The following is a 24336-nucleotide window of genomic DNA, read 5'->3' on the forward strand; positions in this document are numbered from 1 at the left end:
AACGGGATTTTTGGGGATTGGACGGATTTGACGCCGGTTTCGACGCTCAGATCGGGGGGATTTGCGGGCGAATTGGATGTGACCGGCAGCGAGCGGTCATCAGTGCTGGGGAATTTCGGGGATGGGCTACGAGAAGCGCTCGTCCCGCCGCCGGCCGAAGCTGAGGCTCGGCACACTTGGATGGAGCACGACGCTCACCCCTCCCTGAAGGGAGGCGAGCGAGAATTGCAGCGTTGCGCTGGTGATTACTGTGCGGGTGCCTGCGCGTTGGCGCTCGGCGCCACGCCCATCTCCGCTAGCGGTTCACCCGCACCGGCGGCTTCGATGACGTTCGAAACGCCCATGTTCGCCACCACGTCGGCTTGCGCGGTACCCGCGGTCGCGACCGGCCGTTCGCGATTGGTCGAACCGATGATCGCGCTCGCAAGCCCGATCAGCAGCACGACCGCGGCGAGGCCGATCATGCCGACCTTGATGCGCTGCATCGTCTGGGAAGGTTCGTGCGGTAACTTCATCTTGCCCCACCTCGATACCCGACTGCCGCGCTTCTGTCGATTCTCGGGAACCGGACCGCTCAAGCCAGACCCTTCGCCTGGCGCCATTCGGGATCGTACAGCGTCGAAAGATAGCGGAATCCGGTGTCGCACAGGATGGTCGCGATCCGCTTGCCGGGCCCCAGGTGCTTGGCCAGCGCCACTGCACCGGCGACGTTGATCCCGGACGACAGCCCGAGACAGAGCCCCTCCTCGTCGAGCAGTCGCCGGACCCAGGCATAGCCTTCCTGATCCGAAATCCGGAACTGCGTATCGATCGGTGCACCCTCCAGATTGGCGGTGATACGCCCCTGCCCGATCCCCTCGGCGACCGAAGATCCTTCCGCCTTCAACTCGCCGTGCGCGTAGTAATTATACAGCGCAGCACCGTGTGGATCGCTGAGTGCGATGCAGACGCTCTCGTCCTTCGCCTTGAGCCCCAGCCCGACCCCCGCGATCGTGCCGCCGGTTCCCGCCGCGCAGGTGAAGCCGTCGATCCGCCCGCCCATCTGCGACCAGATCTCCTCGGCGGTTCCGACGATATGCGCACGGCGATTGGCGGTGTTGTCGAACTGGTTCGCCCAGATCGCGCCGGGTGTCTCCTCGGCGATCCGCCGCGACGTGTGGACAAAATGGCATGGCGACGAGAATGCCGCGGCCGGCACCAGCACCAGTTCGGCACCGAGCGCGCGCAGCGTGTCCATCTTCTCGCGACTTTGCGTCTCGGGCATGACGATGATCGTCTTGTAGCCCTTGGCGTTGGCGACCAGCGCGAGGCCGATCCCGGTATTGCCCGCGGTGCCCTCGACGATCGTCCCGCCCGGCTGGAGCAACCCGCGCTGCTCCGCATCCTCGACGATGAACAGCGCCGCGCGGTCCTTCACCGATGCACCGGGGTTCGCATATTCGCACTTGCCGAAGATATCGCAGCCGGTCGCATCGCTCGGCCCCTTCAAGCGGACGAGCGGAGTATTGCCGATGAGGGCGAGCGTATCAGGTATCGTGTGCATGCCCGCTATGTGGCGCGGCACTCCCCCAGGAGCAAGCGAGCGAAAGTTTGCGCCGTTAAATCGGTGTGCCCTCACGGGCATTACCACGACCGAAAACTCCGCGGCGGCATCCCATTGCACCGCGTCCCGGAAATATAGATGATATGATCTATGTTAGCCGACCGACTCGGAAGCAGGAGAAGGATATCGTGAAAAACTATCTGCGTGCCCAGGCCCTCCTGAAGGAGGCTTCGGACGTCATGGAAGCCGCTGGGGACACGCTGATCGCGGCGCACATCGCGACGCCGCTCGCGCTGGTCGAGGCCCGGCTCTATCCGCAGGGCGGGCTGATGGATCGCAATAGCCCGGGCCGCGAGTGAGATACGCACCGGCAGCGGATATCGGAACGGCGGCAGACGGCGTCCCGGCCCATGAGGATCGGCTCCCCCGTTCATCGCGATCGGGCCGTAGCGTAAACCATAAACCTTGACGCCCAATGCTGCATGCGCGAAGCGATGGCCGCTATGAAAATCCTCCCCATGACCGCCGTCGCCGCGCTGCTCGTGCTGGCAGCCTGCAACTCCAAGCCCGCTTCGCCCGAGGTGCTGGATAGCAATCCCGATCCGATGGCGAATACGCTCGCCAACGCCGCGCCGGTCGAGCTGCCGCCCGCGATCAAGTCCGAGGCAACGCTGCGTTGCAAGGACAACAGCCTGCTGTTCGTGACGTTCTTCCAGGGCGACAAGCAGGCCGTCGTCAAGACCAAAAAGGATGGCCCCGCAACGACGCTGAAGTCGGACGTTGCCGGTGCGCCGAAGACCGCCGAGGGCGGCTGGTCGATGACCGGCAGCGAGACCAACGTCACGCTGACCGCGCCCGGCAAGTCCGCCCAGACCTGCCACGCGTAAGTCTTCGACGTCTTGTTTGTTCTAAAACGGCCGGCGGATCATCCGCCGGCCGTTTTTCTTTGCGCCGCGCACTCTTGCCCTGATCGCCGCAGACCGGCACGCTAGGCCGATGGCAACCGTTGCGATCTACAGCCTCAAGGGCGGCGTCGGGAAGACGACGCTTTCGGTGAACCTGGCCTGGTGCGCCGCGACATTGTCCGCGCGCCGCACGCTGCTCTGGGATCTCGACCCGCAGGCCGCCTCGACCTGGGTACTCGGCGGACCCCATGGAGTCGGAGCCAAGACCGACCAGGCGCAGGCGATGTTCTCGAAGGACATCGCGGTCGCCAAACAGGCGCGGCCGACCGCCTACCCACATCTCGACCTGATCGCTGCCGACGCGTCGCTGCGCGGTCTCGACCAGCTGTTCCATGAGTTGGACAAGAAGAAGCGGCTCGCCAAGCTGCTGTCCGAACTCGCCAGCTACGACCGCGTGATCCTCGACTGCCCGCCGGGGCTGACCGAGACCGCGGACCAGGTCATGCGCGCCGCCGACCTGATCGTCATCCCCGTCATCCCCTCCCCGCTCTCGACCAGAGCGTACGACGCGGTCGTCCAGCATCTCGGCGGTCGCACGCCGTTGCTCCCCGTCCACGTGATGGTCGACAAACGTCGCGCGCTGCACGCCGAGGCGCTGTCCCGTCACCCCGACTGGCCGGTCATCCCGATGGCGAGCGGGATCGAATCGATGGCGGTCAAGCGCGCGCCGGTCGGTGCGTTCGCCCCCCGCTCGACCGCCGCGCAGGCGTTCGCCGATCTCTGGCGTCGGATCGAACACCGGCTAGCCGCATGAGCGACATCCTGGACCCACAACTGGTGCTGGGCGCCTATTCGGTCGGCGTATTCCCGATGGCGGACAGTCGCGACGCCGCCAGCGTGTATTGGGTCGAACCGCGCCGCCGCGCCGTCCTGCCGCTCGACGGGTTCCAGCTCTCCCGCTCGCTCAGGAAGACGATCGCCGCAGACCGGTTTCAGGTCACCGTCGACACCGCGTTCGAGCGTGTCGTGCAGCTCTGCGCGGAGAGTGTCGAGGGACGCCCCGAGACGTGGATCAACGACGGCATCGAGCGCGTCTTCCAGACGCTCCACGCAATGGGGTTCGCGCATTCGGTCGAATGCTGGGACGGCGGCAAGCTGGTCGGCGGGCTCTACGGCCTCGCGCTGGGCCGCGCGTTCTTCGGCGAAAGCATGGTGAGCCGCGCCACCGACGCCTCCAAGGTCGCACTAGCGCACCTCGTCGCGCGCCTGCGGACCGGCGGCTTCACACTGCTCGACTGCCAGTTCCAGACCTCGCATCTCGCCTCGCTCGGCGCGATCGAGATCGACCGCGCGGATTACGTCGCGTTGCTGGGCGCTTCACTCGAAGGCGCGCTCGGCGCGTCGGCCGCGGCGGGCGTCGCATCCGCGGGCGATTTCCGCGCACTCGATCGCTTGGCCGGCAAGGCCTCCGCGGGCGGCGCAGTATCGGGGCCGGTCTCCGGGAAGGTCATCGCACAGCTCTTGGTCCAGACGTCGTAGATCGGGTGCTGGACCGCGTTCAGCGCGGGGCGTTCCTTGTACAACCAGCCCGAGAACGACCGACGCCAATGCGTGTCGACACCACGCACCAGCACCTGCACGAAGGCGCCGGTCAGCTGCTCCTGTTCCCACGGCGCGGTCTGCTCGCACGCGCGGAGGCGCAGCACGACGTCGCCCATCCGGGTCGACTGGCCGGGCTTGAGCGTCACGTCATGGGTTTCGCCGTTACGCTTGTTGAGCAGGCCCAGCACGGCAACCCGCTGCACCATCGGGGTGCCGCCATTGGCGATCGCCGCCGTACCGGTCTCGATCGTCTCGATCGACGAATTGCCGGCCTCATCCGGACCGGGGAGGTCCTGCTGAACCGTGGCAACCGGCGCCGCAGGCGAGGTGAGCGCGCGGTATCCGAACCAGCCGCCCACCGCCAACGCCACGACCAACACGGCCGCGGCGAGCCAGCGCATGATCACCCTTCGGGCGTCCAGGCTTCGTAATCGCCCGTCGCAGCGGCACGATGGCCACCTTTTTCGAGCGCACCGGCAGGACGATAGGCGAGCGCCGTACCCGTCATGTTCGGCACGGCCGGCTTCTGCCACGCACGGATCGGCGGCAATGCGCGATCGGGCACATCGTCGACCTGGTGATGCAGCCAGCTGAACCACGCGGGCGGCACGCGGCTCGCGTCGGTCGCGCCCTGGTAGATCACCCAGCGGCGCGGGTTGCCGGCGGTGTCCTTGCCGCCTTCGTAATAGACGTTGCCAAGCGCGTCCTCGCCCTTCTTCGCCATGCTGCGCAAGCCGAATTTGGTGCCGAGGGTGGCGCCGTTCCACCACGTGAAAGTCGATGCGAGAAAGCCCATGGCTGGCGCTTAACCCGACTGGCGGCGGGCTTCAACCATGATGATGGGGGAAGGCCGCCCCTACTCTCAATCCTTCCCTTGCTGGGGGGAGGATCGTGGAGGTTCGCCGTTGTGATTAGGGACCCTTGCCTGCAACGGTTCCCGCTTCCTTGTTCTCCCGCGAAGGCGGGAGCCCAGTCTGGGTCCCCGCCTTCGCGGGGAAACAGTCTTTTCTACTTGGAAGGGTTAGCCCTCACCGACCCGCAACTTTTAGAGGACGCTTCAAGCAAGGCCACCACCCCGGCGAAGGCCGGGGCCCAGTTGGAAAAGCCGCGGTAACGGAGCGCGGCATCAGTTGGCGACGTCCCCCAACTGGACCCCGGCCTTCGCCGGGGCGGTGTAATTGCTTCAACGATATCGCGCGGTGGGATGACATTGTTAGACGTACGACAAACCGCCCCCGCCTACTTCGCCGCCTTGTCCCACGTCACCAGATCACCCTCGGCGATCCCCAGTTCCGCAGCCCGTCCGCCCATCAGTTCCAGTACGGCTCCGACCGGCTCGCCCGACGGTATCGGCACTTCCGAAAACGGCACGGCATTCTCCGCGATCCGCGCGATCGTCCCGTCGCTACGGATGTAGATGATATCCAGCGAACTCGGCGTGTTCTTCATCCAGAAGTTCGCCTCCACCGGCTTGCCGCCGGTGGCGGGATACGGCCAGAACAGCATCCCGCGATCGGGCTTCAGGTCGGTGCGGAACATCAGTCCGCGCGCCTGCTCGGCCTCCGTCTTCGCGCTCTCGACCCGGAACGCATGCGCCCCGTTCGCGCTCTTGATCGCCAGCCCAAGCGTGCCGTCCTTCGCCGCTTCGGTGTCGGCGCTGCTATTCATGTACGCGACACCCCCGGCGCCGACGCCCAGCGCCAGCACCGCGGCCAACACGGCCTTCGCAACCAGATTCATCCAGGATCCTCTTCGACCGCGACGGCAAGCGGTCCCTTGCGCCCTTCGACCACGCGCGCGCGGAGCGGCTGGTCGGGTTCGACCGTCTCGATTCCGGCGCGGCGCAGCGTTTCCATATGGACGAAGATGTCGCTGCCATCGGCACTCCGTACCAGAAAGCCGTAACCCTTCAACCGGTTGAACCACTTCACCGATGCCGCCTCGAACGGTCCCGCCGCGTCGATCATCGCAATCGGATCGACCCGATCGGGCGAGGACACGGCGCGCACGACCTCCTCGACCGCGTTGGTCATGTCGATCGACACGATCTCGCGCGCCTGAAAGCCGCGACCGCGCTGGACCGACAGCGTCTCGACGCGCGCACCCTCGGGAAGGCTGCGACGGCCATGCGATTGCAGCACGGAGAAATGTACGAGGATATCGCCCACGTCCTCGTCGTCCGCGACCGCGAATCCGAAGCCCCGGGTCACGTCGAACCATTTGATGACGCCACCGATCGCGCGCACGTCTTCACCGTTCGCGACGGTCGCAGCGATCGGCACCACCATAGGCGTCGCTATCGGCCCCACCATCGGCGTCGCCATCGCTACGGCCGGCGATACCGCCGCGACTATCATGTCCGCATCCTGTTGCGTGTCGTTACGCATTGTCACACCCCTGAACGCCGAGATAGCACGCTTCGTCGCTACCGCAACGAATCCGTTGCCGAACTCAATCGAAATCCACCAATTCCGGCGTATCGGACGGCGGTGCAGCAACAATTTTGCGCGCCAGGTCGAACCGGTGACCGGCGCGCAGCATCGCGGCGAGCTGTTTTTCCTGAAGTTTCCTGTCCGCCTCGCCGTTGCCGTACGGTCCGATTCGCTTCCGCCGGGCAAAGGCGAGTGCAGATTCGACCGCACGATCGGCAATCGCAGGCGCGACCGATTCCGCATCGCCATCATCGATTCCGGCCTCGCGGAAGGCTCCCGCGACACGCCGCGCGCCCAGCCCTCGGCGCTGCATCGCAGCAGCACGTTGCTCGGCGAACGCACGGTCGTCGACATAACCCAGATCGGCCATCCGTTGCGCGAGCTCGCCGGGCTCGGCCAACGCCGCGGCAGAGCCACCATCCCAACCCCGCTCGCGGATCTTGCGCATCAGATAATCGGTGAGCCGCCCCCGCGTGGTCGCGAACCGCTCGACATAGCGCAGCGCCATCCGCTCCAGCGCGGCGGCATCGATCGGCTTTGGCGGCGCGCGGTCGGCCTTGCGCGTGTTGCCACGGCCGGCGGACCGCTCTTTACCGCGGGTTTTGGGGCGCCCTGTCGCGCGATCGGGGTCGTCATCGTCGGACACGCCATCATTGTGCCACACTGACACCCGAAGTTGAACGGCTAGACTAGAAATAGGCGAGGTGCGCTCAGCCGCCATGCCGGGCAAGACGCCAGAGACAGGAACTGCGATGACGACCGAGACGCTTCAGAAGGACGGCCAGACCGCGATCACCGCGACGCCGACCCAGGACGCCCTGCCGCGCCGCTTCGCCGATTTCGGCACCTTGGGCGAAGCGCTCGATTACGCCGCAAGCGGTAACCGCGGACTTAATTTTCACGACGCCCGCGGCACTTTGTCGCAGCCCTACCCCTATTCGCAACTCCGCACCGACGCGCGTGCGATGGCGGATCGCCTGATCGCCGCCGGCGTCGCGCCTGCCGATCGCATCGCGCTGGTCGCGGAGACCGGTCCCGAGTTCGCCGCATTGTTCTTCGGCGTCGTCTATGCCGGCGCATGGCCCGTGCCGCTGCCGCTGCCAACCTCGTTCGGCGGCCGCGATTCGTACATCGAACAGCTCCGCGTCCAGCTTGCGAGCTGCGATCCGAAGATGCTGATCTTCCCGCCCGAACTGGCACAGATGGCCGGCGAGGCCGCGCGCCTGTCGGGTACCGTCGGGATCGACTGGTCCGAGTTCGCCGTGCGCGAGACACCGGCCGCGACGCTGCCCCAAGCCAAGCCCGACGACATCGCGTACCTCCAATATTCGAGCGGCTCGACGCGCTTTCCGCACGGCGTCGTCATCACGCACGCCGCGCTGCTCAACAACCTCGCCGCGCACAGCCATGGCATGGAGGTCTGCGACACCGATCGCTGCGTCTCGTGGCTGCCCTGGTATCACGACATGGGGCTGGTCGGCTGCTTCCTGTCGCCGATCGCCAACCAGGTCTCGACCGATTACCTCAAGACCGAGGATTTCGCGCGCCGTCCGCTCGCGTGGCTCGATCTCATCAGCCGCAACGAAGGCACGACGCTCAGCTATTCGCCGACCTTCGGCTACGATATCTGCGCGCGCCGCATGTCCTCGCAGACCAAGGCGAGCGACCGCTTCGACCTGTCGCGCTGGCGTGTCGCGGGCAACGGTGCCGACATGATCCGCCCCGACGTGATGCAGTCGTTCGTCGATGCCTTTGCCGATGCCGGCTTCAAGGCGAGTGCGTTCCTGCCGAGCTACGGCCTTGCCGAGGCGACGCTAGCGGTATCGCTGATGCCGCCGGGCGAAGGCATCCGAGTCGAACTCGTCGAGGAAACCCAGCTCTCAGGTGGTAGCCGCGGCGGGGACCGTCCGCAGCGCTACCGGGCAATCGTCAACTGCGGCAAGCCGGTCCGCGACATGCAGATCGAGATCCGCGAAGAGGACGGCACGCCGCTTCCCGAGCGCGCGATCGGCAAGGTCTGGTGCAAGGGCAAGTCGGTGATGGTCGGCTATTTCCGTGACGACGCCGCGACCGAGGCGTGCATGTCCGGCGGTTGGCTCGATACCGGCGACATGGGCTATATGTCGGACGGCTACATCTACATCGTCGGCCGCGCCAAGGACATGATCATCGTCAACGGCAAGAACCACTGGCCGCAGGACATCGAATGGGCAGTGGAACAGCTTCCCGGCTTCAAGGCGGGCGACATCGCCGCGTTCGCGATCACGACGCCCGGCGGCGAGGAAACCCCCGCCGTATTGGTCCAGTGCCGCAGCTCCGACGAAGCCGAACGCCTGCGCCTGCGCGACGAGATCCGCGAGCGCGTCCGTTCGGTGACGGGCATGAACTGCCTGATCGAACTGATCCCGCCGCGCACCTTGCCGCGCACGTCGTCAGGCAAGCTCAGCCGTGCGAAAGCGCGTAATCTGTACCTCAGCGGCGATATAAAGCCGTATGACATTGCAGCGTGAAACCATCGCGACTCGGACCGGCACTGAAAAAGTTCGTGCCGACAAAGTAGGTGTCGTCCAGTACTTAGCATCATGCCGGGTGTTAATTACATCCAATTCGGTGGATTACCAACGATCTGCTAACCAGGTTGTTTTACACTGATCCCGTGAACATCAGATCACCCTCTCCATCACGCCGGTTCACGGTTGATACGCCGACGTTGCTTGGATTGCGCGGCGGCGTGGATCATCTCGAATGGAGCCGTATCCGTGCCGCGCAGCTCTTTGCGGGGCGCAGGTTGGCGTTGTTCGTGCTGGTCGCGAACATCTGCGCGACGTTGACCACGGCCTTTCTGGTGCGTGGCTTCGTCCCTACCTGGCAGATCGTCGGCTGGGCCGTCTCGATTCTCACGGTTGCACTGGTCGTCGGATTTCGTCGGCTCGCGACGAATCATCGCGGCGATAGCTATGCCAGCGTCCGCGACGTCCGGAACACCGGATGGGAGGGGCTCGCGCTCGGTCTTACATGGTCGATCGTGCCCGTGCTGTTCTGTACCCACGCACCGTCGGGAACGACCGCGGGCCTCGGCATAACGCTTGCGGTCTTGATGATCGCGGCGGCGTTCGCGATGGCGCCGCTCGCGCTCGCGACGCTGATCTTCCTCGGGTATCTCGGCACGGCGATGGTCGTCCAACTGGCGATGGCCGGCGCCAGCGCAGCCGCGGTGGGCATTTTCGGCTTCACGCTGATGTTGATGATCGTCTGCGTCAGCCGCGCGCGGACGCTCGTCCTGATCCGCGCTGCCGAGATCGCACTCGACGAACGCGACCAGACGGTCAGCCTGTTGCTGCGCGAGTTCGAGGAAACCGGCGCCGACTGGCTCTGGGAAACCGATGTCGCACGACGGATCGTCCGGGCGTCGTCACGCTTTGCGTTCGCCTGTGGGCTCGATGCGCGGGGCCTGGAGGGCATGCCGTTCCTGCAGGTGCTGGCGGGGCCAAGCTGGGATACGGGCGACTTCACGGCCGGCCTGCGCACGCTCGCCGAAAAGATGAAGATGCGGCAGAGCTTTCGCGATTTGCGGCTGCTGGTGCAGATCGGTGGCGAGGATCGCTGGTGGGAACTCGCGGCCTCGCCCCGCTTTGGCGACGACGGCGAATTTGTGGGTTTTCGTGGTGTGTGCTCCGACGTAACCGAACAGCGCGCATCCGCGGATAAGATCAACCGCATGGCCCGGTTCGATACGCTCACCGGCCTGCCCAACCGCTTGATGATCAACGAGACGCTCGTGAAGACGATGGCGGAGGCGGACATCTGGGGCGGCCGCTATGCGTTCATGATGCTCGATCTCGATCGCTTCAAGGCGGTCAACGACACGCTCGGTCACCCGATCGGCGACCGCTTGCTGGGCCAGGTTTCTGAACGCCTGGCCCAGTTGATGGACGACGATCATCTGTGCGGCCGGCTCGGCGGCGACGAGTTCGCGGTGATCGTCCGCGATGCGAGCGACACCGTCGCGATCGAAGGCCTGGCGCAGCGAGTCATCGAGTCGCTGTCCCATTCCTACGAAATCGACGCACATACGTTGTACATTGGGGTCAGCGTCGGCATCGCGGTAGGCCCGCGTGACGGTCGTACCGCCGAGATGCTCGTGCGCTCCGCCGACTTAGCGCTGTACCGTGCCAAGGACGCCGGGCGCGGCGTGTACCGGACGTACGAGCCCGAACTTCACGTCAAGGCCGAGGAGCGCCGGGTGCTGGAACTGGCGCTGCGCACCGCCGTCGAGAATGGCGAAATGCATCTCGAATACCAGCCGGTCGTCGACGCCGGCACCGGCGCCCTGTTGGGCTTCGAGGCGTTGCTGCGATGGGTCAGCACGGCGTACGGCACCATTGCACCGAGCAAGTTCATTCCGCTCGCCGAGGATGCGCGCCTGATCGCTCCTATCGGAGCCTGGGTATTGCGTACAGCGTGCGAGGAAGCGGCCAAATGGCCGTCGGACATTCGCATCGCGGTGAACATCTCCGCCAATCAGCTCCAGAATCCGAGCTTCGTGACCACCGTCACGTCCGCGCTGGCAAACACCGGGCTATCGGCCGAACGCCTCGAGCTCGAGGTCACGGAAAGCGTCTTCATGCACGAGGGGCTTGGCGCGACGAAGGTGCTCGAACGCCTGCTCGATCTCGGCGTCCGCCTCAGTCTCGACGATTTCGGGACCGGCTATTCTTCACTCGGCTATCTCAGCCGCACGCGTTTTTCGTCGATCAAGATCGACCGCAGCTTCGTTCGCGATGCCGCCAAGGGGATGCGCGAGGCGGTTGCGATCGTCCACGCGGTCATCGCGCTGGCGAAAAGCCTCGACATGGCGACGACGGCAGAGGGCGTGGAGACCGAGGCCGAACACCGCATGGTTCAGGAGTTCGGCTGCACCAAGGTCCAGGGCTTCTACTTTGGCCGCCCCCTGCCCGTGGAGGAAGCGCGCGCGCTCGCCAACCGGCGCTGGAGAGCGTCCGCCGCTGCCTGATCGACCGCGAACAGCCCGACGGACGCGACATTCAACGTCGCCCTTCGCGCCCGGCGAAGCTCACGAGACTTTCCGCCCCCGCAGCTGAAAGCGCGGACACGCCGACGAAATTGTCGTCGACCGGAACCTGCGTCAAAACCGTCCCGGCCCCCGTGACATCGCGGGTCTCGGTCCAGCTCTGCGCATCGTTGCGACGCCACCGCACGCGGTAGCCGGCAGCGCCCGGTACGGCCGTCCACTTCACCGTCGTGTCACGGGATAATGCCCCTGCGATCGACACGTCCTCGGGCGCCGCGGGTGCGCTGGCGATCCGCGACAGCGTCGCGACGTTGATCGCGGTCACCTTCGCAAGGTACGGGAAGTCCATGCCGGCGATCGTATCGCCGTAGACCACGCCTTTCTCGGTGCGCAGATCCTGGTGCTGGTGGTCCCAATTTTCTGCCGCGACCGAGAAGCGTACGGCGGGATAGCCGAGCTTCAGGAACGGCTCGTGATCGCCGCCGCGTCCGAACCGGTCCGGCCGGCGATCGAGCATCACATCTAGTCCACCGGGAATACCGCGCGCGATTCCGTCGATCGCCTTCGCCAAGGCGCGGCTGGGACCGTCGTCCTCGCCGCCCTCCGCCCGGCGCCCCTGCTGCGCGACGAGATCCTCCGATGCGCGAATGCCTTCCGAAAACACGCGAATCTTGTCAGCGACGCGCACGCCGCCCTGCCCGACCGTGTTGCCGACGATATCGTTGTTGAGCATCGCCGAGACCTGCCAGCCGCGAGCCTTGGCGGTGTCGGCGAGCAGTTCGGCACCCCACAAGCCCTGCTCCTCGCCGGAGAACACCGCGTAGACGATCGTCGCGTCGAACTGGCGCTGCGACAGCACTCGTGCGGCCTCCAGCACCAGCGCGACGCCCGACGCATTGTCATTCGCGCCGGGCGCATCCGACGTCACGTTCATCACGTCGGTGACACGGCTGTCGATATGCGCGCCGACGATCACGACGCGGTTCGGATTGCGGCCCTTCTGGATACCGAGCACGTCCTCGACGACGACACCGGTCGGTGCGCGCGGTCCGGTGAAGCGCCGCGAGATGCGGTCGACGGTGATGCATCCGCCACAGGTTGCCGAAATCGCGTTGAACCGGTCAGCGGCCCAGGTCCGGGCGGCACCGATGCCGCGCTTCGGATCGGTCGTGGTCGACGCGGTATGACGAGTGCCGAAACCGACCATCGTTGTGACATCGGCCTCCAGTCGTGCCGGAGATGGAGCAGGATACGCGGCGACGGCTGCAAGTAGCAGCGGAGCGACAAGGATGGACATTCCACGATCTTGGATCGAACCGACCCGCGGCTCAAGCCGCGATCATGATATTTTTACAATCGACCGATATTTAGCACGCCAGCAACTATTCGTACGTCCTACCAATGGCTTGAAACGAAACTGCATAATCCATGTTGCAGAAATTTTGGCGTGGTTGGTAAAGATGTTCGTGGGGCTGCAGGAACGACGATGATCATTGGCCACTCTATTTCGAACGGTGACGGCGTTATCCAGGCGGTAGACGAAACGGTCGCGACATTGTTGCAGCGCACCCAGAAACAGTTGGTCGGGCTGTCCTATCTCGCCATCACCCACCCCGATGATCTTGCCCGTAACCGTTCGCAGGTCATTGCGCTTCAACCCAACGGAAATTCCGCGAAAATCAGGAAGCGCTATATCGGTGGCGAGGGCGATAGCCTGACGCTGGAGGTTCAGGTGTCGCGACTCGGCAGCGGTCAGACGGGTCATCTCGTCGGCACGCTCTCGACCATCCCTACCGCGGTCGACGTCATCGACCCCGCGGACATGCCCTACCGCCTCTGGCAACGCGCAAAGAGCTTGCTGGGGGTCATGCGCGCGCGCGACGAAACGCTTGGCTCAGATCTGTTCGCCGATCACGCCTGGACGACGCTGCTGATCGTGTACGTTGCCGAAGCCGAAGGCCGGATCGCCAGTATCGACATGGTCGCCGACGCCTTGAGCATGTCTCGCACGACGCTCGGCCGGTGGATCCGGGTACTCCAGACCCGATCGCTGATCGAGCCGCCTCACGCCGATCTCGACGCGCTGCAACTCACCCAGACCGGCATCGACGGTATCGAACGACTGCTCGCAACTCAGCCCGTAATGGAAGTCAGCTAAACGCTATATCCAGACTGTAGTTGGCAGCCCGTTGCTATCCAAGCCGATCGCTAGCTGAGCCTGTCGATCGCCTCGCGGGTCAGCGATCCGGGAATGATCATGACCGGAACGGGTAGCGCGCCCGCGTCTGTGCCCGCGAAATGCGCGATCAGTTCGCCCGGTGCCCCGCTTGCCGCAGCCCCGAGCACCAGCGCCGCGATATCGGGGTTCGCCTCGATCATCTCGCGGATGATCTTGGCGGCCTCGCCTTCACGCACCGTGATCGACGGCCGAAGTCCCGATTCCTCGATCAGCGTACCCGCGGCACCGGCGACCAACCCCTCGGCGTGCAACCGCGCTTCCTCCTCGATCGTCGCCTGGACGCCGCCGAACGCGATGAACTCCTGCGGCGGGATAACGGTGAGGATCTCCACGCCGCCGCCGGTCTTTACCGCACGCCGGGCCGCGAACCGCAACGCGATGCCAGCTTCCGGACTATCGTCGATAACCACCAGATAAATGCGCATTTTCGCCCCCGTTATTGCCGGTAATTGGGCCGAGGCGGGTCGATACGCAAGTGCGCCGGGGTTGACCCGAGCGGACGAGGGCGCGAGTAGGCATGCCGTTACGTCACGCCCTGGGGAAATCCATGTCGATCGAGATCAAGATGCCTGCCCTGTCCCCGACCATGGAGGAGGGTACCCTCGCCAAATGGTTGATCAAGGAGGGCGACGTCGTGAAATCCGGCGACCTGATGGCCGAGATCGAGACCGACAAGGCGACAATGGAGTTCGAAGCCGTCGACGAAGGCACAGTGGTCAAGATCCTTGTGGCGGAGGGTACCGACAATGTGAAGGTCGGGACCGTCATCGCGATCATCGCCGAAGAGGGCGAGGACGCGTCGTCGGTCTCGTCTACGCCGACCAAGAGCGAGACGCCCGAGCCGGCCGCGAAGGAATCGGAAGCCAAGCCCGACCCCAAAGATCCGAACGACACCGGCAGCGAGTCCAAGCCGGTCGAGCGGACCGAGGCGTCAGCTGAGGATCACGGTCGTCCCGATGATGCTGGCGCGGCCAAGCCCGCTGCCAGCGGTGACCGCGTCAAGGCGAGCCCGCTCGCGCGTCGCCTGGCTGCCGACAAGGGGATCGATCTCGGCGCCGTGTCCGGTTCGGGGCCGAAGGGGCGGATCGTCAAGGCCGACGTCGACAGCGCCAAGCCGGGTGCGGCTCCGGCTGCTGCGAAGACCGAAGCCTCTGCGCCGACGGCGTCCGCTGCTCCGGCTACTGCCGCGAAGCCTGCAGCGGTGCCGGATATTCCGCACGAGGCGACCAAGCTCAGCAACGTGCGCAAGACCATCGCACGGCGCCTGACCGAGTCGAAGCAGACCGTCCCGCATATCTATCTGACCGTGAACATCCGCCTCGACGCGCTGCTCAAGCTGCGCGGCGAGCTGAACAAGAGCCTCGAATCGCGCGGCGTGAAGCTGTCGGTCAACGACCTGCTGATCAAGGCGCAGGCCGTCGCCCTGATGCAGGTGCCGACCTGCAACGTTATGTTCACGCCCGACCAGTTGATCACCTTCCAGCGGGCCGACATCTCGGTCGCGGTCAGCACGCCGTCGGGGCTGATCACGCCGATCATCGTCGGTGCCGATACCGCCTCGCTGTCGTCGATCTCGACGCAGATGAAGGACCTCGCCGCCCGCGCCCGCGACGGCAAGCTGAAGCCCGAGGAATATCAGGGCGGTACCGCTTCGATCAGCAACATGGGCATGTTCGGCATCACGCAGTTCGATGCGGTCATCAACCCACCGCAGGCGATGATCCTCGCGGTCGGCGCGGGCGAGAAGCGTCCGTACGTCGTCGGCGACGAACTGACCGTGGCGACCGTCATGTCGGCGACCGGCAGCTTCGATCACCGCGCGATCGACGGTGCCGATGGCGCGCAGTTCATGAAGGCGTTCAAGCATCTCGTCGAGAACCCGCTGGGCATGCTGGCGTAGTCTGACGGACATGGACTTTCACCTCCCCCACTCCGTTCGCCCTGTGCGAAGTCGAAGGGCATGAGACTCATGTACCTCGACTGCGCTCGGCGCGAACGGTTTAGGGGGGTGTTCGACATGAAGAAGACGACCATCGAGATCCTGCACATCCTCGCAGGCCTCGTCGTCGCAATCGCGATCACCTGGGCGGCGGCATGGTCCTACCCTCTCGGGCAGGACGTGATCTGGTCGTGCGGTGCCGCGGCGATGGTGGCGACCATGCTGATGGGCGTGGGACCGCTGCGCCGCGCCCGCCGTCTCGACCAAACGACCCGCAGGAGTGAAGCGTGACCGACCTGCCTCCCAACAAGGCCCCGACGATCCGCGTGACCGCGATGCCCGCCGACGCCAACCCGTATGGCGACATCTTCGGCGGCTGGCTGATGGGCCAGATGGATCTTGCGGCCGGCTCGGTTGCGTCCCGGCGCAGCGGCGGCCGTGCCGTCACGATCGCAGCGGACGCGATGAAATTCCACATGCCGGTCGTCGTCGGTGACGAAGTCTCGGTTTATGCCGACCTGAGCGCGGTCGGCCGCACCTCGATGACGATCGAGGTCGAGGCCTGGCGCCGCGCGCGCCACAGCAACGACAGCTGCAAGGTGACCCAGGCTCGCTTCATCTTCGTGGCGGTCGGCGACGATCGCAAACCGCGGCCCGTGCCGCCCGAAACCAACTGATTTTCAAAGGACTCTACCGTGGCTGATACCTATGATCTCGTCATCCTCGGCTCGGGCCCCGGCGGCTACGTCGCCGCGATCCGTGCGTCGCAACTCGGCCTGAAGGTCGCGATCGTCGAGCGCGAGCGGCTGGGCGGCATCTGCCTCAACTGGGGTTGCATCCCGACCAAGGCGCTGCTCCGCACGTCGGAAATTTATCATTACATGCAGAACGCCGAGAGCTACGGGCTCAAGGCGGACAATGTCGGCTTCGATCTCGCCAAGATCGTCGATCGTTCGCGCAAGGTTGCGGGACAGCTGAATGCGGGCGTGAAGGGCCTGATGAAGAAGAACAAGGTGACTGTCGTCGAGGGCGTCGGCACCGTCACGGCTAAGGGCAAGTTGAGCGTCAAGCAGGGCGACAAGACCGTCGAGCTGGAAGCCAAGAACATCATCGTCGCAACCGGCGCCCGCGCGCGCGACCTGCCGTTCGCCAAGGCTGACGGCGAGCGGATCTGGACCTACCGCCACGCGATGGTGCCGACCGAGATGCCGACCAAGCTGCTCGTCATCGGCTCGGGCGCGATCGGCGTCGAGTTCGCCAGCTTCTACAACGACATGGGCGCCGACGTGACGATCGTCGAGATGCTCCCGCGCATCCTCCCCGTCGAGGACGAGGAAGTCTCCGCGTTCATGGATAAGGCGCTGTCGAAGCAGGGCATCAAGCTGCTGACCCAGACCGGCCTCGAAGGTCTCGCGCCCTCGGCGAACGGCGTCACGGCGAAGATCAAGGCAAAGGACGGCAAGGTTTCGGAAGAGACCTTCAGCCACGCGATCATCGCGATCGGCATCGTCCCCAACACCGAGAATATCGGGCTGGAGGCGCTCGGCGTCGAGACCGATCGCGGCCACATCAAGACAGATGGCTATGGCCGCACCAACGTCGACGGGATCTGGGCGATCGGCGACGTCACCGGCGCGCCGTGGCTCGCGCACAAGGCGAGCCATGAGGGCATCATCGCGGTCGAGAAGATCGCCGGCAGTTCGCCGCACCAGATGGACAAGGCCAACATCCCCGGCTGCACCTATTCGCGCCCACAGGTCGCGTCGGTCGGCATGACCGAGGCGAAGGCGAAGGAAGCGGGCTACGAGCTGAAGGTCGGCAAATTCCCCTTCATCGGCAACGGCAAGGCGATCGCGCTCGGCGAGGCCGAGGGCTTCGTGAAGACGGTGTTCGATGCGAAGACCGGCGAACTGCTCGGCGCGCACATGGTCGGCGCGGAGGTCACCGAGCTGATCCAGGGCTATGTCGTCGCGCGCCAGCTTGAGACGACCGAAGCCGAACTGATGGAAACTGTCTTCGCGCATCCGACGCTGTCGGAGATGATGCACGAGAGCGTCCTCGCCGCCTATGGCCGGGCGATCCACTACTGAGCAATCGATCCTCCCCCGCAAAGGGGAGGTGGCAGGCTTTAGCCTGACGGAAGGGGGCGGAGGCGATAACGTTTCGCCTGTGCCCTCCCCCCCCCCCCGACACCTTCGGCGCCACCTCCCCTAGCGGGAAATACGAGCACGATGCCGCGACCTTCGCCGTCCGACCCAGGGTACAGCCCGCAGCTACTGGTGGCTCTGGATCCCGACCTTCGTCAGGGTGACTAGGCGCATGGGGCGTACGTTTCTTGTCGGACACGGCATTCCGACGGTCGCGATACCCGACCGGCCGACCGATCCGGGCAAACCATCCCGTTTCGGCCCTATATCTCTTGACCCTCGCGCATGCCGCATCGAAAGGTCGCGCCAGCCGAGAGGTCTTGCCAGCAGGATTTCGTAGCCCTCCAAGTCAACGGTGCAGGACCCGCAAATGCCGATCGAACCTGCCGCCCGCCTCACGCAGCGCCATATCGCCATCGGCGCGGCCGCGCTGTGCATCGCCTCGCTCGCGATCTTCTGGCCGGGCACCGCGATGTACGACACCGTCACGCAATACCAGCAAGTCCTGTCGGGCGTGTACGACGATTGGCACCCCCCCGCTATGGCGCGCGTCTGGTCGCTGATCGCGCCGCTCGGCTCCGGCGCGAGACCGATGCTCGTTCTGCAACTTCTCACCTACTGGCTGGGCCTTGGCCTGATCGCCGCCGCGCTAGCCCGGGTCGGGCGGCCCCGCAGCGCCGTCGCGATCCTTGCGATCGGCCTGCTCCCACCCTTTCTCGGCTGGCAGGGCGTCGTCCTCAAGGACGCGCAACTCGCCGGTGCGCTGCTCGGGGCGGTTGGCATCATCGGCTGGTGGCGTCTTGCGCGCCGTCCGCTTCCCCGCGCGATGTGCGTGCCGGTCGCGCTGCTGCTCGCCTACGCCGTGCTGGTCCGCGCCAACGCCGTCTTCATCGTCGTTCCGCTGCTCGTGACGCTTGCCCCGCGCCCGACGCACCCGCTCGCGAAACTTGTCACTGGGCTTGTCGCGGTGGTGCTCGTGCTCGCCGTCGCACCGATAGTGAACCACCAGATGCTCCGCGCACAACCAAGCGGCGTCGAGGCAACGCAGGCGCTCTACGACCTTGCCGGCATCGCCGCACGGGCACCGGGCAGCGACACCACCGGCCTCACCCGGTCGGAAGCGACAACCGTGATCGCCCGCCGTTGCGCCAAGCCGTTCTTTTGGGATCCGCTCGGCGACGACGCGCATTGCGCGACGACGATGGAGCGTCTGCGCGCACTGCCGACCGCGACGCTTTATGTCACGCTGGCATCCGCAGCGCTGCATCATCCGATCGCCTATGCCGGGCACCGCTTCGCGCATCTGAACTCCACCGATCGCTGGCTGGTCCCGTTCCACTGGCCGAGCGCGGCGCCGCCCGCCGCGTCCGAACCGAATACGCTAGGCTTGGCCGACCCCGGTGCCGCAGCCCGGAGTTGGGAAGCGCTGACGGCAGTGGTCGTCGAGACGCCGCTCGGATGGCCGATCGCGTGGATCGTTGTCGCCATCACCGCGCTTGCCGCGAGCCTCGCGAGCCTCGCGAGCCTCGCGCGCCCGCGCGATCCGGCCCGCGATCTCGCCATCGCATTGCTCGTGTCCGCGATTGCGCTCGAGGCGAGCTTCGCAGCCCTGAGCATCGCGTCTGACTTGCGCTACCATCTGTGGCCAATGATCGCGACCGCGGTGGCGAGCGTCCTACTCGCCGACCGTCCCATGCCGCGCAAGATACTCGTGGTCGGCGCAGGGGCACTCGTTATCGTAGTCGGCGGCGGCATTGCAGCGCGCGTGCTGTTGCCCCAGCCGCCGCAGACCTATGCCGGGATGCTCGGCTGAATCACCGGCGGCGCCGCACTTTCCTCCGCGGAGACGGTACTGCGTCATAATATTCGGTCGTGGTGGTGGTCGTAGTAACGGGCACGGACTGCACCACCACCGTCGTCGAGCCGGCCGGATACGCGCCGCCGCTAGTCGTCATCACCGTCGTCGCGCCATCAGGCGACGTCCAGGTACCGCCCGGCGCTACGGTATACCCGCGCGGTTGCTGATCGCCGGCGCCGTAGGCTGGCACTGGTGGCGGATAATCGCTGGCGTATGCAGGCGGCGCATATCCCGCGCCATATCCAGGAGGCGGCGGTGCGCGCCGACCGCGGTCTTCGCTCTTGTCGATCGCATAGCCGGCCGCGGCGCCGACACCTGCACCGATCAGCGTTCCGCCGAGACGATTGCCACGCCCGCCGATGACGTTGCCAGCGACGCCGCCGGCCACTGCACCGATCGCAGCGCCACCCAGACCGTTGTCGCGACGCGGTGCAGGGCGATCCTCGTAAGGCGCGGCGTACCCACGCTCGTCGGGACCCGCATAGACCGAGTCGTTAGCCGCATAGTCGTGCGGACTGATCGCCGCGTAGTCGCCACCCCCGGCGCGATCCCAGTCGATGTCGCTTGCGGTGTCGTAGACCGAACCGCGCGAGTCGATCAGCACGGCGTCGTCGTAGTAGCGCGCCCAGTTATAGCCTTGGGGTGGCTGTGCGAGACCGTAGTTCGACCAGTCGCCGACGTAGAAGCGCGGCGTGTTCCAATAGCCCGGCACGGCCCAGCCGCGGTGCGGGCGACGATACCCGGCCCAGCCGCCCGGGGCGTTCGCACCACCCCACCAGCGACCGCCGATCTTGCTGCCCCAGCGCGACGTACGCTGAGCGTTGACCGGTCGCGTCGGAGCCCGCACGACAGGTGCGCGCGCGGCGATCGGACCGGGGCGGTTCGGGCGGGCCATCGGCGCCTGCATCGCGATGCCGGGAGCAGGATAGCTCGCACCCGGGGTCGGGCGCTGCGCTTCTGCCACGCCGCCTGCCAACGCCAGCCCCGCGCCCGCGCCCGCGATCAAAAGCATCCGCATGTCCGTCTCCCTGGTTTGCCACCCGATCCAGCGCAAACGCCGGATATCTTGAGGTGTTGCTTACCAAGCGCACGATGGAGTCGCCAGAAGGCGTGCTGTCCCGAAACGGGGCGCGTCGGACCGGTGCTAGCCGAGCCGCTGGCCGAGCAACCTCGCCAGCGCCTCGCAGCCTGCCGCATCCTCGGCATCGAACCGCGCAGGCTCCGGGCTGTCGAGATCGAGCACCGCAATCAGCGCGCCATCCCTCGTCACCGGCACCACCAGCTCCGACCGGCTTGCCGCGTCGCAGGCGATGTGTCCCGGGAACGCATGCACGTCCTCGACCAGTTGCGTCTTCAGCGTCGCGGCGGCGGCACCGCAGACGCCCTTGCCGACCGGGATGCGGATGCACGCGACCTTGCCCTGGAATGGCCCGAGGACGAGCTCACCTTCCACCAGCCGGTAGAACCCCGCCCAGTTGAGGTCGGGGAGATATTCCCACACCAGCGCCGCCGCATTCGCCATATTGGCGATCGGATCGGCTTCGTCCGTCGTTAGCGCATCGAGCGCGGCGAGCAGGTCGCGGTAGAGATCGGCCTTCGTGCCGGCGGAGATATCGAACTGGTACATGGTGTCTTCCTTGGTCGGCGCCTTGATGGAACTAGCACGCTCCAAAATCCGTCATCCCAGCGAAAGCTGGGATCTCCATGTTGGCGCCGGCGGTCCGTTCCTCAAGGATGCCCCAGCTTTTGCTGGGGTGACGGGGCGGAGGGATGGCACCTGACCATGAATCGCTCAATCGTCGCGGACTTTCCCTCGACCCGCCTTCACGCCGCTGCGCACCTTCTTCGTGTCGACCCGCCGCGCCTTCGCTGCTTTCGACGGCTTGGTCGCGCGGCGTGCCTTGGGGACGATCGTCGCTTCCTTGATCAGCGCGACGAGGCGTTCGCGGACTTCCTGGCGGTTGAGCAACTGCGATCGCGAACCCTCGCTGCGCAGCACCAGCACACCGTCGCGGGTCAGTCGCGATCCGGCAAGCACGGCGATGCGGTTCTTCACCGCGAGCGGCAGACCGGGCGAAAGGCCGACGTCGAAGCGCAGGATCACCGCGCTGTCGGTGGTATTGACGTGCTGACCGCCGGGACCGCTCGAGCGCGTCGTGCTCTCGATCAGTTCGCTGTCGTCGATCGAGATCGATCGGGTGATCGGGATCGCGACCATCAGCCCCTGCCCTCGGCTATCAGCCGTCGGTGGAGTCGGGCGTCGTTACCGCGTCGGCAGTCGGAGCGACGTCGGCAACCGCGGCAGCCTCATCGGCGAAACCGGCCTTGGCGAAGCGCTCGGGCAGCGGCGCTTCGGCGAGCACGTCGGGCTTGCCCGGGCGCGGGACGATCAGTCGCTGCGCGTGGAGCATCATGCCGAGCCCGTCGGCCTTGCCGTACACGCCGTCGCCGACCACCGGCGCACCGAGGCCGCTCGCGGCGTGGACGCGGATCTGATGCGTGCGGCCGGTCTCGGGGAGGAATTCGACCAGCGAGCGGCCGTCCTTGATCTCCAGCACACGCCACTTGGTGCGCGACTTCTTGCCGTCGGGGTCCTCGACCATCCGCCAGCCGGTCTCGGCCGTGCTGACTTTACCCAGCGCCATCTCGATCAATCCCGACGTGCCTTCGACCACGCCGTCGAGCAGCGCGACGTAGCGTTTCGAGACGAGGCCCTGCTCGAACGCCTGCTGCAACCGAGCGTGTGCCTTGGGGTTGCGCGACAATAAGAGGCAGCCGCTCGTGTCGCGGTCGAGCCGGTGCACCGCCTTCGGCCAGCGCTGGAAGCCGAACTTCAGGCTTTCGAGATGATTTTCGAGGCTCAGCGAGCCATCGCGGGGCGGATCGACCGGCAGCCCTGCGGGCTTGTCGATCACCAGGGCCTCGCCGTCGAGGAAGAGTACGCGTTCACCATGCATGGCGCCGCCCTTGCCATCATTAGCGCCTGCGTGCCAGAGCTTGCGTCAATGTTGCACCGCACGCTGGCCCTCGCGCTCCTGTTCGCCCCCACGATCGCGGAAGCACAATTGTGCGAGGGACAGAGTGCCGCCATCGCGCCCGACGGTCGTGCGTTCGGACATCTGCCATATGGCGATGCGCCCGAGACCGAGCTGGTGACGCTGCCGTCCGAGTATTCGGTGGGCAATCCGTGCGTAGTGCGCGCCGACATATTGTCCGACCTGTTGCGGCTGTTCGCGGCGGCGCAGGGCGATCCTTCGGTGATGGGTCAGCTTCGTGCGCTGTCGTGCCAGCGGTCGATCGCGCGCCAACGCAGCGTGTTCTGTCGCGGCGAGACTGGCAGCCCGGCCGATCGCGCGATCTCGGTCGCGCCGCCGGGGTATAGCGAGCATTCGACCGGCTATGCGCTGGACTTCGCGGTGCGTCCGGCGAACGGGTGTCCTGACGCCGAGGCGTGCATGGCCGCTACGCCTGCGGCGCGCTGGCTGCGGTTGAACGCCCCGCGGTTCGGGTTCGAGCAAAGCTTTCCCGGTGGGAACAAGCAGCATGTGAAGTGGGAGCCGTGGCACTGGCGCTGGGTCGGGGCAAGCGAGAGTGCGCCTGGGGCGGCAAAGGCCCGGTTCGTGTTTGCGCGGGCTCGGCGGGAGTATCCGGCGGATCCGGGGGTTTTGCCGCTGGTGGTGAAGGTTACCGTGCAACCGCCGGTGCCGGTGGCGCCGGTGGTGGTCGTACCGTCGAAAAAGAAGCGGCGGTAGAAGAAAGACCAGTTTGATCGGGGCTGCGTATCCCAGAAAGCACTACCACCCCGGCGGAGGCCGGGGCCCAGTTGGGGAACGGTGCTGACGACGGGCAACGCTTCGTTATTGCCACCTTTCCAACTGGGCCCCGGCCTCCGCCGGGGTGGTAGGTCTTTTGGGGAGGAGAACGGGAGCAACGATCCGGCTGGCTGCCCCGCCCTCCTCAGTGCAGCACAAGGCCGCCCGGGCGCACGACGCCATCACGCAGCGCATGATCGTACAGCAACTCCGTCTCCAGCTTCACCTGATGCGACAATCTATCGAGCATCGACTCCGCCTGAACCCCGAACGCGGCCCAGTCTTTAGGCGAGATCGTCGGCAGCCAGCGGCCGATGAACGCCTTCCAGTCCGAGCGGAGGATGTCGAGGTCCTCTTCCATCATCGCGATGGTATCGGCCGAGCAATGCGCTTCCATCGCCACGACGGTGCGATCAATGACCTCGTCCTCGACGCCGAGGTGATCGGCAACTGTAACGGCAAGTTCGATCAGTTTGCGCGAGGCGAGCGCGCTCTGCGTTTTCGACTGTCGCGCCAGGCCGACGAGTTCGGCGCACTGCCCGGCGATCTTCTCGTGATCGTCGATCAGCCGGGTCCAGTTCGCACGGTCCTGGTCGGACGCTGTCCGCACTGCGATCCTATCGTTCATGACGTCGCCTACTCCCCAGCGAATGGCATCCGGTGATGTTAGAAATACGCGTTACATCCTGATGCGGACGCAAATAGCGTCGACCAAGGCTGACGCTATAGTATTTCGGGCAGTGCGGCCGTGTCGAAACGACCGTATCGCGTCCACCCTTTGACATGACGCCACGGCGCGCCTATATCCGCATCTCACCACAGCATCC

The 24336-nt window shown here is 65.9% G+C and carries 26 protein-coding genes and 1 pseudogene; 13 read left to right on the forward strand and 14 right to left on the reverse strand.

Translation table 11 applies throughout. The annotated features are described in order from the left end of the window. Positions 1 to 245: 245 nt before the first annotated feature. Positions 246 to 515 (reverse strand): hypothetical protein, encoded by a 270-nt coding sequence (locus IFT67_RS04775; protein ID WP_244647161.1) that lies wholly within the window; start codon positions 513 to 515, stop codon positions 246 to 248. A 59-nt stretch (positions 516 to 574) separates the two neighbouring features. After that, positions 575 to 1543, reverse strand: a complete 969-nt coding sequence (locus IFT67_RS04780) for a cysteine synthase A (protein ID WP_192145216.1) — start codon at positions 1541 to 1543, stop codon at positions 575 to 577. 188 nt (positions 1544 to 1731) lie between these two features. Between IFT67_RS04780 and IFT67_RS04785 the strand changes: the two genes are divergently transcribed. The 4 genes from IFT67_RS04785 to aat all read left to right on the forward strand — a co-directional run bounded on the left by IFT67_RS04785 (position 1732) and on the right by aat (position 3987). Beyond that, on the forward strand, positions 1732 to 1902 hold the full coding sequence (locus tag IFT67_RS04785; RefSeq protein ID WP_181321065.1) for a hypothetical protein: 171 nt from the start codon (positions 1732 to 1734) through the stop codon (positions 1900 to 1902). A gap of 144 nt (positions 1903 to 2046) precedes the next feature. Beyond that, complete coding sequence (locus IFT67_RS04790; RefSeq protein WP_107962197.1) at positions 2047 to 2430, forward strand: hypothetical protein; 384 nt, start codon at positions 2047 to 2049, stop codon at positions 2428 to 2430. A gap of 109 nt (positions 2431 to 2539) precedes the next feature. Next, positions 2540 to 3262: a ParA family protein gene (locus tag IFT67_RS04795; protein ID WP_192145217.1), complete on the forward strand. Its 723-nt coding sequence runs from the start codon at positions 2540 to 2542 to the stop codon at positions 3260 to 3262. After that, positions 3259 to 3987, forward strand: coding sequence for a leucyl/phenylalanyl-tRNA--protein transferase (aat, locus tag IFT67_RS04800; protein WP_192145218.1), 729 nt, complete (start codon positions 3259 to 3261; stop codon positions 3985 to 3987). The genes IFT67_RS04795 and aat overlap by 4 nt, the downstream gene beginning before the upstream one ends. Before the next feature lie 35 nt (positions 3988 to 4022). On the opposite strand, the pseudogene IFT67_RS20920 reads toward aat, so the two are convergent. The 5 genes and pseudogenes from IFT67_RS20920 to IFT67_RS04825 all read right to left on the reverse strand — a co-directional run. Further along, positions 4023 to 4451 (reverse strand): annotated as a pseudogene (locus tag IFT67_RS20920) (DUF2155 domain-containing protein); the annotation flags it as partial. Positions 4452 to 4453: 2 nt separating this feature from the next. Continuing rightward, entirely contained in the window at positions 4454 to 4846 is a 393-nt protein-coding gene (locus IFT67_RS04810) for an NADH:ubiquinone oxidoreductase subunit NDUFA12 (protein ID WP_056060269.1), read from the reverse strand. A 443-nt stretch (positions 4847 to 5289) separates the two neighbouring features. Then, on the reverse strand, positions 5290 to 5790 hold the full coding sequence (locus tag IFT67_RS04815; protein WP_192145220.1) for a DUF192 domain-containing protein: 501 nt from the start codon (positions 5788 to 5790) through the stop codon (positions 5290 to 5292). Then, positions 5787 to 6338: a cold-shock protein gene (locus IFT67_RS04820; RefSeq protein WP_244647265.1), complete on the reverse strand. Its 552-nt coding sequence runs from the start codon at positions 6336 to 6338 to the stop codon at positions 5787 to 5789. The genes IFT67_RS04815 and IFT67_RS04820 overlap by 4 nt, the downstream gene beginning before the upstream one ends. A gap of 163 nt (positions 6339 to 6501) precedes the next feature. Then, positions 6502 to 7128, reverse strand: a complete 627-nt coding sequence (locus IFT67_RS04825; protein WP_342450560.1) for a regulatory protein RecX — start codon at positions 7126 to 7128, stop codon at positions 6502 to 6504. A gap of 106 nt (positions 7129 to 7234) precedes the next feature. Here IFT67_RS04825 and IFT67_RS04830 point away from each other — a divergent pair, with 106 nt between their 5' ends. Together IFT67_RS04830 and IFT67_RS04835 are read left to right on the forward strand one after the other, a co-directional pair. Continuing rightward, positions 7235 to 8992 (forward strand): fatty acyl-AMP ligase, encoded by a 1758-nt coding sequence (locus IFT67_RS04830; RefSeq protein ID WP_192145222.1) that lies wholly within the window; start codon positions 7235 to 7237, stop codon positions 8990 to 8992. A 146-nt stretch (positions 8993 to 9138) separates the two neighbouring features. Further along, positions 9139 to 11496 (forward strand): EAL domain-containing protein, encoded by a 2358-nt coding sequence (locus tag IFT67_RS04835; RefSeq protein ID WP_192145224.1) that lies wholly within the window; start codon positions 9139 to 9141, stop codon positions 11494 to 11496. Positions 11497 to 11527: 31 nt separating this feature from the next. Here IFT67_RS04835 and IFT67_RS04840 read toward each other — a convergent pair whose 3' ends face one another. After that, positions 11528 to 12811, reverse strand: a complete 1284-nt coding sequence (locus IFT67_RS04840) for a M20/M25/M40 family metallo-hydrolase (protein ID WP_192145226.1) — start codon at positions 12809 to 12811, stop codon at positions 11528 to 11530. Between the two features lie 189 nt (positions 12812 to 13000). On the opposite strand from IFT67_RS04840, the gene IFT67_RS04845 reads away from it, so the two are divergent. Beyond that, the gene (locus IFT67_RS04845; protein WP_192145228.1) at positions 13001 to 13672 is read left to right on the forward strand and encodes a PAS domain-containing protein; all 672 of its coding nucleotides are present in this window, start codon (positions 13001 to 13003) and stop codon (positions 13670 to 13672) included. Positions 13673 to 13722: 50 nt separating this feature from the next. On the opposite strand, the gene IFT67_RS04850 is transcribed toward IFT67_RS04845, so the two are convergent. Continuing rightward, positions 13723 to 14178, reverse strand: coding sequence for a universal stress protein (locus IFT67_RS04850; RefSeq protein WP_107961690.1), 456 nt, complete (start codon positions 14176 to 14178; stop codon positions 13723 to 13725). A 122-nt stretch (positions 14179 to 14300) separates the two neighbouring features. Between IFT67_RS04850 and IFT67_RS04855 the strand changes: the two genes are divergently transcribed. From IFT67_RS04855 to IFT67_RS04875, 5 genes are all read left to right on the forward strand, one after another. Beyond that, positions 14301 to 15653: a pyruvate dehydrogenase complex dihydrolipoamide acetyltransferase gene (locus IFT67_RS04855; RefSeq protein WP_192145230.1), complete on the forward strand. Its 1353-nt coding sequence runs from the start codon at positions 14301 to 14303 to the stop codon at positions 15651 to 15653. Positions 15654 to 15770: 117 nt separating this feature from the next. Continuing rightward, positions 15771 to 15983, forward strand: a complete 213-nt coding sequence (locus tag IFT67_RS04860; RefSeq protein ID WP_056052935.1) for a hypothetical protein — start codon at positions 15771 to 15773, stop codon at positions 15981 to 15983. Positions 15984 to 16027: 44 nt separating this feature from the next. Beyond that, positions 16028 to 16369, forward strand: a complete 342-nt coding sequence (locus IFT67_RS04865; RefSeq protein WP_056052938.1) for an acyl-CoA thioesterase — start codon at positions 16028 to 16030, stop codon at positions 16367 to 16369. An 18-nt stretch (positions 16370 to 16387) separates the two neighbouring features. Continuing rightward, a complete protein-coding gene (lpdA, locus tag IFT67_RS04870) occupies positions 16388 to 17782 on the forward strand; it encodes a dihydrolipoyl dehydrogenase (RefSeq protein ID WP_192145232.1) in 1395 nt (464 codons plus the stop codon). Between the two features lie 427 nt (positions 17783 to 18209). Further along, a complete protein-coding gene (locus IFT67_RS04875; RefSeq protein ID WP_192145234.1) occupies positions 18210 to 19652 on the forward strand; it encodes a hypothetical protein in 1443 nt (480 codons plus the stop codon). A 1-nt stretch (position 19653) separates the two neighbouring features. On the opposite strand, the gene IFT67_RS04880 is transcribed toward IFT67_RS04875, so the two are convergent. The 4 genes from IFT67_RS04880 to IFT67_RS04895 form a co-directional block, all read right to left on the reverse strand. Beyond that, entirely contained in the window at positions 19654 to 20715 is a 1062-nt protein-coding gene (locus IFT67_RS04880) for an RcnB family protein (RefSeq protein ID WP_244647162.1), read from the reverse strand. A gap of 126 nt (positions 20716 to 20841) precedes the next feature. Next, positions 20842 to 21324: a free L-methionine (R)-S-oxide reductase MsrC gene (msrC, locus tag IFT67_RS04885; protein WP_192145236.1), complete on the reverse strand. Its 483-nt coding sequence runs from the start codon at positions 21322 to 21324 to the stop codon at positions 20842 to 20844. A 165-nt stretch (positions 21325 to 21489) separates the two neighbouring features. Beyond that, positions 21490 to 21915 carry an alternative ribosome rescue aminoacyl-tRNA hydrolase ArfB gene (gene arfB, locus IFT67_RS04890; protein WP_192145238.1) on the reverse strand — a complete coding sequence of 142 codons (426 nt, stop codon included), beginning with the start codon at positions 21913 to 21915 and terminating at the stop codon, positions 21490 to 21492. A 19-nt stretch (positions 21916 to 21934) separates the two neighbouring features. Continuing rightward, on the reverse strand, positions 21935 to 22654 hold the full coding sequence (locus tag IFT67_RS04895; protein ID WP_192145240.1) for an RluA family pseudouridine synthase: 720 nt from the start codon (positions 22652 to 22654) through the stop codon (positions 21935 to 21937). 48 nt (positions 22655 to 22702) lie between these two features. On the opposite strand from IFT67_RS04895, the gene IFT67_RS04900 reads away from it, so the two are divergent. Further along, entirely contained in the window at positions 22703 to 23449 is a 747-nt protein-coding gene (locus IFT67_RS04900; RefSeq protein ID WP_244647163.1) for a M15 family metallopeptidase, read from the forward strand. Positions 23450 to 23654: 205 nt separating this feature from the next. Here IFT67_RS04900 and IFT67_RS04905 read toward each other — a convergent pair whose 3' ends face one another. Next, positions 23655 to 24137, reverse strand: a complete 483-nt coding sequence (locus IFT67_RS04905; RefSeq protein ID WP_192145245.1) for a hemerythrin domain-containing protein — start codon at positions 24135 to 24137, stop codon at positions 23655 to 23657. Positions 24138 to 24336 lie beyond the last annotated feature (199 nt).

The organism is Sphingomonas sp. CFBP 13728, assembly GCF_014841895.1.
Taxonomy (GTDB): Bacteria; Pseudomonadota; Alphaproteobacteria; order Sphingomonadales; family Sphingomonadaceae; genus Sphingomonas.

Coding starts and splice junctions, on each gene's coding strand:
- IFT67_RS04775 (WP_244647161.1), bottom strand. CDS start 515: ATGAAGTTACCGCACGAACCTTCCCAGACGATGCAGCGCATCAAGGTC.
- IFT67_RS04780 (WP_192145216.1), bottom strand. CDS start 1,543: ATGCACACGATACCTGATACGCTCGCCCTCATCGGCAATACTCCGCTC.
- IFT67_RS04790 (WP_107962197.1), top strand. CDS start 2,047: ATGAAAATCCTCCCCATGACCGCCGTCGCCGCGCTGCTCGTGCTGGCA.
- IFT67_RS04795 (WP_192145217.1), top strand. CDS start 2,540: ATGGCAACCGTTGCGATCTACAGCCTCAAGGGCGGCGTCGGGAAGACG.
- aat (WP_192145218.1), top strand. CDS start 3,259: ATGAGCGACATCCTGGACCCACAACTGGTGCTGGGCGCCTATTCGGTC.
- IFT67_RS04810 (WP_056060269.1), bottom strand. CDS start 4,846: ATGGGCTTTCTCGCATCGACTTTCACGTGGTGGAACGGCGCCACCCTC.
- IFT67_RS04815 (WP_192145220.1), bottom strand. CDS start 5,790: ATGAATCTGGTTGCGAAGGCCGTGTTGGCCGCGGTGCTGGCGCTGGGC.
- IFT67_RS04820 (WP_244647265.1), bottom strand. CDS start 6,338: ATGGTGGTGCCGATCGCTGCGACCGTCGCGAACGGTGAAGACGTGCGC.
- IFT67_RS04830 (WP_192145222.1), top strand. CDS start 7,235: ATGACGACCGAGACGCTTCAGAAGGACGGCCAGACCGCGATCACCGCG.
- IFT67_RS04840 (WP_192145226.1), bottom strand. CDS start 12,811: ATGTCCATCCTTGTCGCTCCGCTGCTACTTGCAGCCGTCGCCGCGTAT.
- IFT67_RS04845 (WP_192145228.1), top strand. CDS start 13,001: ATGATCATTGGCCACTCTATTTCGAACGGTGACGGCGTTATCCAGGCG.
- IFT67_RS04850 (WP_107961690.1), bottom strand. CDS start 14,178: ATGCGCATTTATCTGGTGGTTATCGACGATAGTCCGGAAGCTGGCATC.
- IFT67_RS04855 (WP_192145230.1), top strand. CDS start 14,301: ATGTCGATCGAGATCAAGATGCCTGCCCTGTCCCCGACCATGGAGGAG.
- IFT67_RS04860 (WP_056052935.1), top strand. CDS start 15,771: ATGAAGAAGACGACCATCGAGATCCTGCACATCCTCGCAGGCCTCGTC.
- IFT67_RS04865 (WP_056052938.1), top strand. CDS start 16,028: ATGCCCGCCGACGCCAACCCGTATGGCGACATCTTCGGCGGCTGGCTG.
- IFT67_RS04875 (WP_192145234.1), top strand. CDS start 18,210: ATGCCGATCGAACCTGCCGCCCGCCTCACGCAGCGCCATATCGCCATC.
- IFT67_RS04880 (WP_244647162.1), bottom strand. CDS start 20,715: ATGCGGATGCTTTTGATCGCGGGCGCGGGCGCGGGGCTGGCGTTGGCA.
- msrC (WP_192145236.1), bottom strand. CDS start 21,324: ATGTACCAGTTCGATATCTCCGCCGGCACGAAGGCCGATCTCTACCGC.
- arfB (WP_192145238.1), bottom strand. CDS start 21,915: ATGGTCGCGATCCCGATCACCCGATCGATCTCGATCGACGACAGCGAA.
- IFT67_RS04895 (WP_192145240.1), bottom strand. CDS start 22,654: ATGCATGGTGAACGCGTACTCTTCCTCGACGGCGAGGCCCTGGTGATC.
- IFT67_RS04900 (WP_244647163.1), top strand. CDS start 22,703: ATGTTGCACCGCACGCTGGCCCTCGCGCTCCTGTTCGCCCCCACGATC.
- IFT67_RS04905 (WP_192145245.1), bottom strand. CDS start 24,137: ATGAACGATAGGATCGCAGTGCGGACAGCGTCCGACCAGGACCGTGCG.